Raw genomic sequence first — 11455 nt, 5'->3', positions numbered from 1 at the left:
CGGTTCGGACCGCCGCCCAGGATGATGGCCTTCTTCCTGTCCGACGGCTCGGACTCGCACTCGGGGATTTGGCCGAGCGCGCCGGTCTCATAGGTCGAATACATATAGGCGGTGGCGCTGGCGAACTCGGCCGCGCAGGTGTCGATGCGTTTGAACACCGGGCGCACCTTCAGGGCGCGGCGGGCGGCGCGGACGGTCTTCTCGGTCTGTCCGGTCAGTTGCGCCAGGCGGGCGTCCGAGAAACCCTTGGCCTTCAGGCGGCGGAACTCGGTCGGGTCAGTCGGCAGGCCCTTGACGCGGACATGGCCTTCCTCGCGCACGATGTCGGCGATCTGGCGCAGGAACCACGGTTCGTAGGCGCAGGCGGCCGCGACCTCCTCGACCGTCAGGCCATGGCGGAAGGCCTGGGCGATGACGCGGATGCGGTCGGGCGTCGGGACGCCCAGCGCGCGGATCACGGCGTTGCGCGCCGTTTCGTCCTCGGCCCCGGCCACGCCGTCGATCTCGATCTCGTCGAAGCCGGACAGGCCGGTCTCAAGCCCGCGCAGGGCCTTCTGCATGGATTCCTGGAAGGTGCGGCCGATGGCCATGACCTCGCCCACCGACTTCATCGAGGTGCCCAGCAGGGGCTCCGACCCCGGATATTTCTCGAAGGCGAAGCGCGGGATCTTGGTGACGACGTAGTCGATGGACGGCTCGAACGACGCCGGCGTGACCTGGGTGATGTCGTTCTGCAGTTCGTCCAGGGTGTAGCCGACCGCCAGACGCGCCGCGACCTTGGCGATGGGGAAGCCGGTGGCCTTGGACGCCAGGGCCGAGGACCGCGACACGCGCGGGTTCATCTCGATCACGACCATGCGGCCGTCGGCGGGATTGATCGCCCACTGCACGTTCGATCCGCCGGTCTCGACGCCGATTTCGCGCAGGACGTTGATCGAGCCGGTCCGCATCCGCTGATATTCCTTGTCGGTCAGCGTCAGGGCCGGGGCGACGGTGATGGAGTCGCCCGTGTGGACGCCCATCGGGTCGACGTTCTCGATGGAGCAGATGATGATGCAGTTGTCCGCCGTGTCGCGGACGACCTCCATCTCGTACTCCTTCCAGCCCAGCACCGATTCCTCGATCAGCACCTCGGTCGTCGGCGACAGATCGAGGCCGCGCAGGACGATCTCCTCGAACTCCTCACGGTTATAGGCGATGCCGCCGCCGGTGCCGGCCAGGGTGAAGGACGGGCGAATGACGGCGGGCAGGCCGACGAACTCCAGCCCCTCCAGCGCCTCTTCCATCGAATGGGCGGCCTTCGAGCGGGGGCTTTCCAGACCCAGCTTGTCCATGGCGTCGCGGAACTTCTGGCGGTCCTCGGCCTTGTCGATGACCTCGGCCTTGGCGCCGATCATCTCGACCCCGTGCTTCGCCAACGCCCCTGACTCATGCAGGGCCAGGGCCGTGTTCAGCGCCGTCTGGCCGCCCATGGTGGGCAGGAGCGCGTCGGGCTTTTCCTTGAGGATGATCTTCTCGACCATCTCGGGCGTGATCGGCTCGATATAGGTGGCGTCGGCCACCTCCGGGTCGGTCATGATTGTGGCGGGGTTCGAGTTGACCAGGATGACCCGGTAGCCTTCGGCCTTCAGCGCCTTGCACGCCTGGACGCCGGAATAGTCGAACTCGCACGCCTGGCCGATGACGATCGGGCCGGCGCCGATGATGAGGATGGACTTGATGTCTGTGCGCTTGGGCATCGCCAGCTCTTCTTCTTATTGAACGCTAATGGGTCACGACCGCGCATTCCCAGCCGTCGTAGTCCAGCTGGAAGGCCGCGGCCCAGGTCTGCATCATGGCGGAGGTGGCGGCGAAGGACGCCTCGTCCACCGCCATCGTCGTCTCGAGCACCGTCATGTCGTCGGCGCCGCGCGTCAGGAAGCCGGCGCGGCGGGCGACCTCGTTCAGGTCGCCGTGGTCGCCCTCGCCGTAGAAGTAAAACAGCGTATGGCGCGGCGTCACGCCGCTGTCGCCCTGTTCGGCCAGCGCCGCGCGCACCATGGCGTCGCGTTCGTCGTGACTGATGTCGGAGGCGTTCAAGAGGCTGTGCGATCCTTCGGTCGTCGCGCGCGCGAGAAGCGCCCTCATGGCGGCGCCATGTGACGTTCACATTGGGTTGTCGGTTAAGCGGCCCGTTTAGAGAGGGCGGACCGGGGGGGCAAGAGCTTATGCGTCGATCGCGGCGATCCAGTCGGGCAGTTCGCCGATGCGGCTGAGGGAGACGTAGCGAGGGTGACCCTCGGGCGCGTCCGCCAGTTCGTGGGCCCAGGTGACGTGGTAGGGGATGTGGACGCCGAAGGCGCCGGCCTCGATCGCCGGAAGCACGTCCGATTTCATGGAGTTGCCGGCCATGACGGCTTCGGCGGCGCCGGTGCCGTGGCGGGCGAAGACGCGCTCGTATGTCCCGCGGTCCTTTTCCGAAACGATCTCGACGGCGCTGAAGCGTTCGCCCAGGCCCGAAGCCGCCAGCTTGCGCTCCTGGTCGAGCAGGTCCCCCTTGGTGATCAGGACCAGCCGGTATTTTTCGGAAAGCTGGGCGACCACCTCGTCAACGCCGGGCAGGGTCTCGACCGGATGGGCCAGCATCTCGCGGCCGGCGGCCAGGATTTCGCGCACCACCTCGGGCGGGGCGCCGCCGTCGCACAGTTCCATGGCCGTCTCGATCATCGACAGGGTGAAGCCCTTGATCCCATAGCCGTAGAGCCGAAGGTTGCGGCGCTCGATCTCCGCCAGTCGGGCCTCGATCGTGTCGGCGTCGCCGTGGTCGTCCAGCAGGTCGACGAAGCGGGCGTGGGTCAGACGGAAGATGGTCTCGTTGTGCCACAGGGTGTCGTCGGCATCGAGACCCACGGTGGTGATCGGCATGGTCGCTCCGGGGACGGGGAGGGGCTGTTTGACGCCGCCCGCGCGCCGAAGCAAGCGCGGCTCGACGACGCGACTTGATGCGCCCGCCGATATTGCCGAGAACGTCGTCATGAACCGGGCAGCGCATCGTGGGCTGTTGGGCGTCGTCCTGATCGGGCTGGCGCTGACGACGGCGCCTTCGTCGGCGGCGACGCGGCAGGCCGTCGCCGTATCGGCCGCAGCCTCCGCCGAGGCCGCGCCGATCGACCCGGACCGCGCGCGCATGAACCGGCGCGTCTTCGACCGCGTCTGGGACGAAGTGCGGCGCGGCTATTACGATCCGAGCCTTCATGGCGTGGACTGGCGCGCGGCGCGCGAGCGGTTCCGGCCGCAGGCGCTGGCCGCCGCCGACGACCGCGCGCTCTATCATGTGTTGAACGAGATGCTGGACCTGCTGGACGACGGCCACGCGGGCGCCAGTCCGCCAGCCGCCGTGCGTCGCCAGGACCGCCAGTACCAGCGCCGCGCCGTCATGGGGCTGACCCTGATGGCGGGAGAGCAGCGCGACGTCTGGACGGTGGAGCGGGTGCGGCCCGGATCGCCCGCCGAGGCCGCCGGCGTGCAGATCGGCTGGACCCTGAACACCCTGGACGGCCGGGCCTGGGGCGCCGACGTTGAGGTGTTCGACGGCCGGCCGGTCCAGCTGGCCCTGACCGACGAGACCGGCGCGCGCCGCGACGTGACGGTGACGCCGCGCCTGATGGACGGGCCGCAGCCGTTCGTGGCCGACCGCTCGCGGCCGCGCGTCCTGGTCCTGACGGTCGAGCAGTTCGACGAGGGGCTGGGTCGCTGGGTCGGAAGCCAGCTGGACGGATTGGCCCCGGAGGTGGACGTGATCCTGGATCTGCGCGCCAATCCCGGCGGTCGCCTGTGGGAGGCGGAGTCGGTGCTGACCTGCTTTCTGCCGCGCGGACAGGCGTGGGCGACGCGCACCACCCGATCCGGACGCGCCATCGTGCTCCGCGCCGATGGGGATTGCGGCGATCACGACGGACCGGTGGCCAATCCGGTCGCCGTCTTGGTGGACCGGGCCAGCCGCAGCGCCGCCGAGCTGACCCCCGCGGCCCTTCAGGAAGCCGGGCGCGGTCTGGTGGTCGGGGAGACGACGGGCGGTTCGGTCCTGATCGCCCAGGATACGGACCTGCCGGACGGCGGTCGGCTGACGCTGAGCCGGTCGGACTTCGTCACTCGGGGCGGGGTGCGGCTGGAAAAACGGGGCGTGACGCCCGACGTGCCGGCGCCGCGCACCCTGGCCCAACGCCGGTCGGGCGATGACCCGACCTTAGCCGCCGCCATCGCGGCGCTGGAGGGGGTGGGCTCGACGGCCGCAGCCGCAGCCGTCTTGGATCGCTAGGTCTATCGACATGCAGGGGCCTGGGCATGCCTAGCCCGTCATTCCGGGGCTGAGCGTAGCGAAGAACCCGGAACCCAGGGCTTCAGTCACGCTACAGGCCGGGTTCGACTCTGGAGGCTCGCCTCCTGGGTTCCGGGTTCGTCCTCACGGACGCCCCGGAAGGACGACGTTAGACTGAACGTCGAATGGACGTCAGCCGACGACCGGCCGGACCCGGCCCGCGGCTTCGCGCGCCCGTTCGCGGGCTTGTTCCACGGTCGCGCCGCGCGCGGTCGCCACGCCCATGCGCCGTCGCTCGAAACTCTCCGGCTTGCCGAACAGTCGCAGGTCGGCGGTCGGGACCGAGAGGGCCTCCGCGACGCCTTCGAAGGCGACGCCTTGCGCCTCCACGCCGCCATAGATGACGGCGCTGGCGCCCGGTTCGCGCTGGGTCACGTCGACCGGCAGGCCCAGGATGGCGCGGGCGTGCAGGGCGAATTCGCTCATCGTCTGGGTGGCCAGGGTGACCAGGCCGGTGTCGTGCGGGCGAGGCGAGACCTCGGAGAACCAGACCTGGTCGCCCTTGACGAACAGCTCCACGCCGAAGACCCCCAGGCCGCCCAGGGCATCCGTCACCTTGCCGGCGATGTCCTGGGCGGATTTCAGGGCGGCGGGCGTCATGGCCTGGGGCTGCCAGCTCTCGACATAGTCGCCCTTGACCTGACGGTGGCCGATGGGGGCGCAGAAGTCGGTGCGGACCTGGCCGTTGGCGCCCAGCGACCGTACGGTCAGCAGGGTGATCTCGAAATCGAAGTCGATGCGGCCCTCGACGATGACGCGGGCGGTGTCGACGCGGCCGCCGGATTGGGCGTAGGCCCAGGCGTTGGGGGCGTCCTCCAGGGCGTCGATCATCGACTGGCCCTTGCCTGAGGACGACATGACCGGCTTGACGAAGACCGGCAGGCCGATGCGCGCGGCAGCCTCGCCCAGTTCCATCGCGCTGCCGGCGAAGGCGTAGGGGCTGGTGGGAAGGCCCAACTCCTCGGCGGCCAGGCGGCGGATGCCCTCGCGGTTCATGGTCAGCTGGGTGGCGCGCGCGGTGGGGATGACGCGGGCCAGGCCGGCGGCCTCGATGCCGGCCAGGACATCGGTGGCGATGGCCTCGATCTCGGGGACGATGATATGCGGCGCCTCGGCCAGGATGACGCCGTTCAACACCTGGGCGTCCGTCATCGGGATGACGTGACTGCGGTGCGCGACCTGCATGGCCGGGGCGTTGGGATAGCGGTCGACGGCGATGACCTCGACGCCCAGACGTTGGAGCTCGATGGCGACCTCCTTGCCGAGTTCGCCGGAGCCCAGCAGCATCACGCGAACGGCGCTGTCGGAAAGCGGGGTGCCGAGTTTCATCGACGTCTTCCTTTCGTCCTCCTCCGGCGAGCGCAGCGAGACCGGGGGACCCAGCGGCGCCGAAGGCGAAATGGTTCAACAGCACCAGCGGCGGCGTTCGTGACAGGTTCGCGCTCTCGCGCGCCGCTGGGTCCCCCGATCTGCGCCGCTTCGCGGCTTGCCGGAGGATGACGAAGATTAAAGCCGCGCCTTGGCCGCCGCGACCACCGCTTCGGCCGTGATGCCGAACTTCTCATAGAGCACCTCAGCCGGGGCCGAGGCGCCGAAGCCGCTCATGCCGACGAAGGCGCCGTCCTCGCCGATGAAACGCTCCCAGCCCTGCTTGATGGCGGCTTCCACCGCCACGCGCACCGTGCCGCGGCCGATGAGCGAGGCCTGGTAGGCGGCGTCCTGCTGTTCGAACAGTTCGAAGCAGGGGACGGAGACGACGCGGGTCGGCGTCCCTTCGGCTTCCAGGGTCTCGGCCGCCTTCAGCGCCAGCGCCAGTTCCGTGCCCGTGCCGAACAGGGTGACCTTGGCCTCTCCGTTCGCGGCCTTGATCTCATAGGCGCCCTTGGCCGACAGGTTTTCCGAAGACGCGACCGTGCGGACCGCCGGGGTCTTCTGGCGAGACAGGGCCAGGGCCGAGGGGGCGGTCTTCGTTTCCAGCGCGACCTTCCAGCATTCCATGGCCTCGACCGTGTCGGCGGGGCGGAAGACCAGCAGGTTCGGAATGGCGCGCAGGGCGGCCAGGTGCTCGACCGGCTGGTGGGTGGGGCCGTCCTCGCCCAGGCCGATCGAATCGTGGGTCAGGACATGGATCGCCCGCACGCCCATCAGGGCGCCCAGGCGGATGGCCGGCCGGCTGTAGTCCGAGAACACCATGAAGGTGCCGCCATAGGGGATGACACCGCCATGCAGGGCCAGGCCGTTCATCGCCGCGGCCATGCCGAACTCGCGGATGCCCCAGTTGACGTAGCGCCCTTCATAGGTCGGCGCGTCCAGGATCGGCGTGTCCTTGACGAAGGTGTTGTTCGATCCCGTCAGGTCGGCCGAGCCGCCGACCAGTTCGGGGATGGCGGCGAACACCTGTTCCAGCGCGGCGCCGGACGACTGGCGGGTGGCCTGGGCGGGTTGGGTCTCGACCAGTTCGGCGATCTTGGCGTTCAGGGCGTCGAAGGCGCCTTCCGGCAGGTCGCCCTTCATCGCGCGAGTGAAGTCCGTCGCCTGGGCCGAGGCGGCCAGACGCGCCTCCCAGGCCTTGCGGTCCTTGGCGCCGCGACGGCCGACCTTGCGCCAGGCCGACAGGATGGTCTCGGGCATTTCGAACGGATCGTGGTCCCAGGCCAGACCAAGCCGCGTGGCCGCGATCTCGGCGGCGCCCAGGGCCGCGCCGTGCGTCTTGTGGCTGCCTTCCATGGTGGCGGCGCCCTTGCCGATCTTAGTCTTGCAGGCGATCAGCGTCGGCTTGTCCTGGCGCGTGGCCCACTTCAGCGCGGCCTTGATCTCGCTCATCGAGTGGCCGTCGATGACGCGCACGGCCCAGCCGGCGGCCTTGAAGCGCGCCTTCTGATCGGTGGCGTCCGACAGCGACACCTTGCCGTCGATGGTGATCTCGTTGTCGTCCCACAGCACGGTCAGCTTCGACAGCTTCAGCCGGCCGGCCAGGGCGATGGCTTCCTGCGACACGCCCTCCATCAGGCAGCCGTCGCCCGCGATCACCCAGGTGCGGTGATCGACCAGATCCTCGCCGTACTTCGCCGCCAGATGACGCTCGGCCAGGGCGAAGCCCACCGACGTCGCCAGCCCCTGGCCCAGCGGGCCGGTCGTGACCTCGACGCCGGGCATGTGGCCGTATTCCGGGTGGCCTGCGGTCTTCGATCCCCACTGACGGAAGTTGGACAGTTCCTCCTTGGTCGCCGCCTTGTAGCCGGTCAGGTGCAAAAGGGCGTAGATCAGCATCGAGCCGTGGCCCGCCGACAGGATGAAGCGGTCGCGGTCGGCCCAGTCGGGGCGGCTCGCGTCGAACTTCAGGAACTTGGAAAACAGCACCGTCGCCACGTCGGCCATGCCCATCGGCATGCCCGGATGGCCGGACTTGGCCTTCTCGACCCCGTCCATGGCGAGGACGCGGATGGCGTTGGCCATCTGCTCGGGCGTGGCCTTGGGTGCGGCTTTGGCGTCGGTCACGGCGGAGACCTTTCGTCGGAAGGCGGAAAAACAGGGGCGCGCCGCCTTTACCCCGACGCGTCCTCGGGTTCTATACGGAATCTGAAGGAGCGACCGATGGCCGACGCCACCACGGCCGCACGGGCCCGCATCGACCGGGCCCTGGCCGAACTGGAACGCAAGATCCTGGACCTGAAGGCGCGCCCGGCCTCGGCGCCGCCGATACCGGACGACGACCTGTTCGCACCCCGGCCCGAGGCCGCACGCGTGGCCGAGCTTGAGGCGGCAGGGCGCGAGGCGTCTCAGGCCCTGGCCCGCGCCGCCGAGGCGGTGCGGGAGGTGCTGGCCGAAACGGAAGGGGCCGACTGATGGCCACGGTGACGGTCGAGGTGAACGGGCGGCCCTACGCCGTCGGCTGCGCCGATGGCCAGGAGGACCGCGTGCGCGCCCTGGCCCGGCAGTTCGACGCCCAGGTCCGCGCGGTGGCCGACAGCGTGGGCAATGTCGGTGATCTGCGGCTGTTTTTGATGTCGGCGCTGATCCTGGCCGACGAACTGCAGGAAGCGAAGGGCGGCAAGATTTCGGCCGCGCTCGCCGCTGCGCCTTCCGACGGCGTGGCCGAGGCGCTGAACGCCGTGGCCGCCCGGATCGAGAAGATCGCCCAGAGCGTCTGACGACCCAGCGCGTCTGATCGTGCATGGCGCTCTGGCGCGCGAGGCGGCGAACGCCTATCTTGCGCGACGGCGGGTCCTGCTGCGGCCCTCGTCGAAGGCAACATTTCCTCGCGACCTTAATTCACTCGAAGGGATCTGTCCCTGTTTGGGCTCGAGGGCCCGGGCACACGGAGCCCACCTGGCTACCCAGGTCGAGAGGATTTAAACCGCCCTTCACGGTTCACGCGGCGCCGCCACCCTTTCCCTTTTGAGCGCTACCGCTGGCGACGCGGTCGCGCGCGGCTAGAACGCCCCCGTCATGTCCGACAAGCATGAGTTGAGATCAGCCGCTCGCGCCCGACGAAAGCGGCTGGCCCAGGCCGATCCGACCGCGGCCGCGCGCGCGGCCGGTCACGCCGGACGGCTGCCGCCCGGTCAGGTGGTGGCCCTTTATCGCGCCATGGGATCGGAACTGGACACCGACGCCCTGGCGATGGCGCTGGAAGCGGCCGGGCGCCGGCTGTGTCTGCCCGTGGTTCTGGAACGCGCCGCCCCGATGATCTTTCGCGCCTGGTCGTTCGGCGACCCGCTGGAGTTGGATGTGGCCGGGTGTCCCGCGCCGCTGCCGCTGGCCGAGGTCGTCGATCCCGACCTGGTCGTCACGCCCCTGCTGGCCTTCGACGCGCAAGGCGGGCGCCTGGGGCAGGGCGGCGGCTACTATGATCGCACCTTCGCCGCCCGTCCGGACGCCGTGAGGATCGGTTTCGCCTATGCGGGACAGGCCGTCGAGCGGCTGGCGCTCGATCCGCACGACGTGCGCCTGGACGGCGTCCTAACCGAGGCGGGGTATGCGACAGTTGGCATATCCCGTTGACATATTCCAGGCCGTCCATCATTCTCCGACCATGAGCGCGCCCCTGAAAGCCACGGTCTTCAAGTCGAACCGATCCCAGGCGGTCCGTCTGCCCAAGGCCGCCGCCTTTCCCGAAGACGTCAAGGAACTCCGCGTCATCAAGGAGGGCCGAGGACTGCTTCTCGTGCCGGCCAACGCCATGTGGGACGACTTCTTCGACCGCCCGGGCATCGACATCGAAGAGCCCGTCGATCCCGTGGACGACACGACGATCTCGTTCGACTGATGCTGGAAATCATGCTGGACACCAGCGTCTGCGTTCGCGCGCTGCGTGATCGCTCGGGCGCTTTGCGGGAACAGTTCAAGCTTAACGCCGACAGACTGTGCCTCTCTTCTGTGGTCTTGATGGAACTGTTGCAGGGCGCGCGGTTGTCGTCGCGACCGGACCATCACAGAACCGAGGTCGAGGATTTCGCCGAACGTCTGACCTTGCTGGATTTCGATGACGCCGCTGCGGCCCATGCCGCCGAAATCACGGTTCATCTGCGTCGGGCAGGGACGCCGATCGGCGCCTACGACACCCTGATCGCGGCTCATGCGCGCAGTCGCGGACTGTTGCTGTTGACCGGCAATCTGGCGGAGTTCCAACGCGTCCCAGCCCTGCGATGCCAGGACTGGGCGGAGGACATGATTTGAGACTGGCCTTCTTCGGCGACGTCATCGGCAAGTCCGGCCGTGACGGGATCAGCGACCATCTTCCGGGCCTGAAGCGCGACCTGAAGCTCGACTTCGTGGTGGTCAACGCCGAGAACGCGGCGGGTGGGTTCGGCATCACCGAGAATACGGCGCGCGAACTGTTCATGGCGGGCGCGGACTGCCTGACCCTGGGCAACCACAGCTGGGACCAGCGCGAGGCCCTGACCTACATCGTGCGCGAGCCGCGGCTGATCCGGCCGGCCAACTATCCGCGCCTGATGGACGCGCCGGGCGCCGGGGCCAACCTGTTCGAGACCGACAGCGGCCGCACCGTCCTGGTGATGAACGTGCTGGGGCGGGTGCACATGGACCCGATGGACGATCCCTTCGGCGCGGTCGAGCGCGAACTGGCCGCCGCCCCCCTGGGCGCCGTGGCCGACGCGGTTATCGTCGACATGCATTGCGAGGCGACCTCGGAGAAGATGGCCATGGGCCACTTCTGCGACGGACGCGCCAGCCTGGTCGTGGGCACCCATACCCACGTCCCGACCGCCGACTGCCAGATCCTGCCCGGCGGCACGGCCTATCAGACCGACGCCGGCGGCTGCTGCGACTACGACAGCGTCATCGGCAACGAGAAGGACGAGCCGCTGCGCCGCTTCACCACCCGCATCTCCGGCGGCCGCTACACTCCCGCCTCGGGCCCGGCGACGGTGTGCGGCGTCTTCGTCGAAACCGACGACCGCACCGGCCTGGCCACGCGCGTCGAGCCGATCCGCGTCGGCGGAAGGCTGAGCCAAGCGGTGCCGGTGGTCTGACGCCACGCCGGGAGGGCGTCATGCGGGATGGAACGGCGCCGTCGCCAGCGTTCATGATCGGACTTGGCGTCGCCTATCTGGCGGCCTTCATCGCCATGGCGCCGCTTCTGGGAATGCTGGTCCCCTTGCGGGCCGAGGCGATCGACGCCGAGGCCAAGGAAGCCATTCTGAGCACCGCCCTGTTCTGGGGGGCGATCACGGCGGCGGTCTCCAACGTCGTGGCCGGGGTGCTGAGCGACCGCACGCGCTCGCGCCTGGGACGCCGGCGGCCCTGGATGGCGGGCGGGGTCGCGGGGGTGCTGGCGGCCTATGCGGTGATCGCGACGGCGACCACGGGCGCGGCGCTGACGGCGGGGGTGGTGCTGTTCCAGATCGGGTTCAACGCCCTGCTGGCGGCGCTCCTGGCCCTGTTCGCCGACCGCGTGCCAGTGACGGCGCGGGGGCGCCTGTCGGCGGTGATGGGCGTCAGCTATCCTTTGGGAAACATGGTCGGAGCGGCCCTTGTCGGAGGCTAGCTGATGCAGGACGGGGCCCGCTACGGCGCCCTGGCCGCGATCCTGGCGGTCGGCGTCCTGCCGTTCGTGTTCCGCATCCACGACGA

13 protein-coding genes and 1 other RNA gene are annotated in these 11455 nt (G+C 69.3%); 9 read left to right on the top strand and 5 right to left on the bottom strand.

Annotated features, from left to right (window positions below; genetic code table 11):
• The 3 genes from carB to B2U11_RS07545 all read right to left on the bottom strand — a co-directional run.
• Positions 1-1739, bottom strand: a 1739-nt coding sequence (carB, locus tag B2U11_RS07555) for a carbamoyl-phosphate synthase large subunit (RefSeq protein ID WP_292070900.1), incomplete at its 3' end; no start/stop codon positions are given.
• 25 nt (positions 1740-1764) lie between these two features.
• Complete coding sequence (locus B2U11_RS07550) at positions 1765-2127, bottom strand: hypothetical protein (RefSeq protein ID WP_292070899.1); 363 nt, start codon at positions 2125-2127, stop codon at positions 1765-1767.
• A 78-nt stretch (positions 2128-2205) separates the two neighbouring features.
• On the bottom strand, positions 2206-2904 hold the full coding sequence (locus B2U11_RS07545) for an HAD family hydrolase (RefSeq protein ID WP_292070898.1): 699 nt from the start codon (positions 2902-2904) through the stop codon (positions 2206-2208).
• 109 nt (positions 2905-3013) lie between these two features.
• Here B2U11_RS07545 and B2U11_RS07540 point away from each other — a divergent pair, with 109 nt between their 5' ends.
• A complete protein-coding gene (locus B2U11_RS07540) occupies positions 3014-4297 on the top strand; it encodes a S41 family peptidase (protein ID WP_292070897.1) in 1284 nt (427 codons plus the stop codon).
• Between the two features lie 192 nt (positions 4298-4489).
• Here B2U11_RS07540 and purT read toward each other — a convergent pair whose 3' ends face one another.
• Entirely contained in the window at positions 4490-5686 is a 1197-nt protein-coding gene (gene purT / locus B2U11_RS07535) for a formate-dependent phosphoribosylglycinamide formyltransferase (protein WP_292070896.1), read from the bottom strand.
• A 177-nt stretch (positions 5687-5863) separates the two neighbouring features.
• Complete coding sequence (gene tkt / locus B2U11_RS07530) at positions 5864-7855, bottom strand: transketolase (RefSeq protein ID WP_292070895.1); 1992 nt, start codon at positions 7853-7855, stop codon at positions 5864-5866.
• A gap of 96 nt (positions 7856-7951) precedes the next feature.
• Here tkt and B2U11_RS07525 point away from each other — a divergent pair, with 96 nt between their 5' ends.
• The 8 genes from B2U11_RS07525 to B2U11_RS07495 all read left to right on the top strand — a co-directional run bounded on the left by B2U11_RS07525 (position 7952) and on the right by B2U11_RS07495 (position 11369).
• Entirely contained in the window at positions 7952-8203 is a 252-nt protein-coding gene (locus B2U11_RS07525; protein ID WP_292070894.1) for a hypothetical protein, read from the top strand.
• On the top strand, positions 8203-8508 hold the full coding sequence (locus B2U11_RS07520) for a cell division protein ZapA (RefSeq protein WP_292070893.1): 306 nt from the start codon (positions 8203-8205) through the stop codon (positions 8506-8508). Before B2U11_RS07525 ends, B2U11_RS07520 begins: the two co-directional genes overlap by 1 nt.
• Positions 8509-8581: 73 nt before the next feature.
• A non-coding RNA gene (gene ssrS, locus B2U11_RS15810) (6S RNA) lies at positions 8582-8743 on the top strand.
• Positions 8744-8806: 63 nt separating this feature from the next.
• Positions 8807-9361, top strand: coding sequence for a 5-formyltetrahydrofolate cyclo-ligase (locus tag B2U11_RS07515; protein WP_292070892.1), 555 nt, complete (start codon positions 8807-8809; stop codon positions 9359-9361).
• Between the two features lie 31 nt (positions 9362-9392).
• A complete protein-coding gene (gene vapB, locus B2U11_RS07510) occupies positions 9393-9626 on the top strand; it encodes a type II toxin-antitoxin system VapB family antitoxin (protein WP_292070891.1) in 234 nt (77 codons plus the stop codon).
• Between the two features lie 11 nt (positions 9627-9637).
• Positions 9638-10036: a PIN domain-containing protein gene (locus B2U11_RS07505; RefSeq protein WP_292070890.1), complete on the top strand. Its 399-nt coding sequence runs from the start codon at positions 9638-9640 to the stop codon at positions 10034-10036.
• Positions 10006-10854 (top strand): TIGR00282 family metallophosphoesterase, encoded by an 849-nt coding sequence (locus tag B2U11_RS07500; protein ID WP_414632949.1) that lies wholly within the window; start codon positions 10006-10008, stop codon positions 10852-10854. The genes B2U11_RS07505 and B2U11_RS07500 overlap by 31 nt, the downstream gene beginning before the upstream one ends.
• 53 nt (positions 10855-10907) lie before the next feature.
• A complete protein-coding gene (locus B2U11_RS07495; protein WP_292070888.1) occupies positions 10908-11369 on the top strand; it encodes an MFS transporter in 462 nt (153 codons plus the stop codon).
• Positions 11370-11455 lie beyond the last annotated feature (86 nt).

Source organism: Brevundimonas sp. UBA7534, from assembly GCF_002479325.1.
Taxonomy (GTDB): Bacteria; Pseudomonadota; Alphaproteobacteria; order Caulobacterales; family Caulobacteraceae; genus Brevundimonas.
Note: the sequence above shows the minus strand (reverse complement) of the source record. Positions and strands in the feature narration are given on the sequence as shown.

Coding starts and splice junctions, on each gene's coding strand:
- B2U11_RS07520 (WP_292070893.1), top strand. CDS start 8,203: ATGGCCACGGTGACGGTCGAGGTGAACGGGCGGCCCTACGCCGTCGGC.
- B2U11_RS07540 (WP_292070897.1), top strand. CDS start 3,014: ATGAACCGGGCAGCGCATCGTGGGCTGTTGGGCGTCGTCCTGATCGGG.
- vapB (WP_292070891.1), top strand. CDS start 9,393: ATGAGCGCGCCCCTGAAAGCCACGGTCTTCAAGTCGAACCGATCCCAG.
- B2U11_RS07500 (WP_414632949.1), top strand. CDS start 10,006: ATGCCAGGACTGGGCGGAGGACATGATTTGAGACTGGCCTTCTTCGGC.
- B2U11_RS07505 (WP_292070890.1), top strand. CDS start 9,638: ATGCTGGACACCAGCGTCTGCGTTCGCGCGCTGCGTGATCGCTCGGGC.
- B2U11_RS07525 (WP_292070894.1), top strand. CDS start 7,952: ATGGCCGACGCCACCACGGCCGCACGGGCCCGCATCGACCGGGCCCTG.
- purT (WP_292070896.1), bottom strand. CDS start 5,686: ATGAAACTCGGCACCCCGCTTTCCGACAGCGCCGTTCGCGTGATGCTG.
- B2U11_RS07550 (WP_292070899.1), bottom strand. CDS start 2,127: ATGAGGGCGCTTCTCGCGCGCGCGACGACCGAAGGATCGCACAGCCTC.
- B2U11_RS07545 (WP_292070898.1), bottom strand. CDS start 2,904: ATGCCGATCACCACCGTGGGTCTCGATGCCGACGACACCCTGTGGCAC.
- B2U11_RS07515 (WP_292070892.1), top strand. CDS start 8,807: ATGTCCGACAAGCATGAGTTGAGATCAGCCGCTCGCGCCCGACGAAAG.
- B2U11_RS07495 (WP_292070888.1), top strand. CDS start 10,908: ATGATCGGACTTGGCGTCGCCTATCTGGCGGCCTTCATCGCCATGGCG.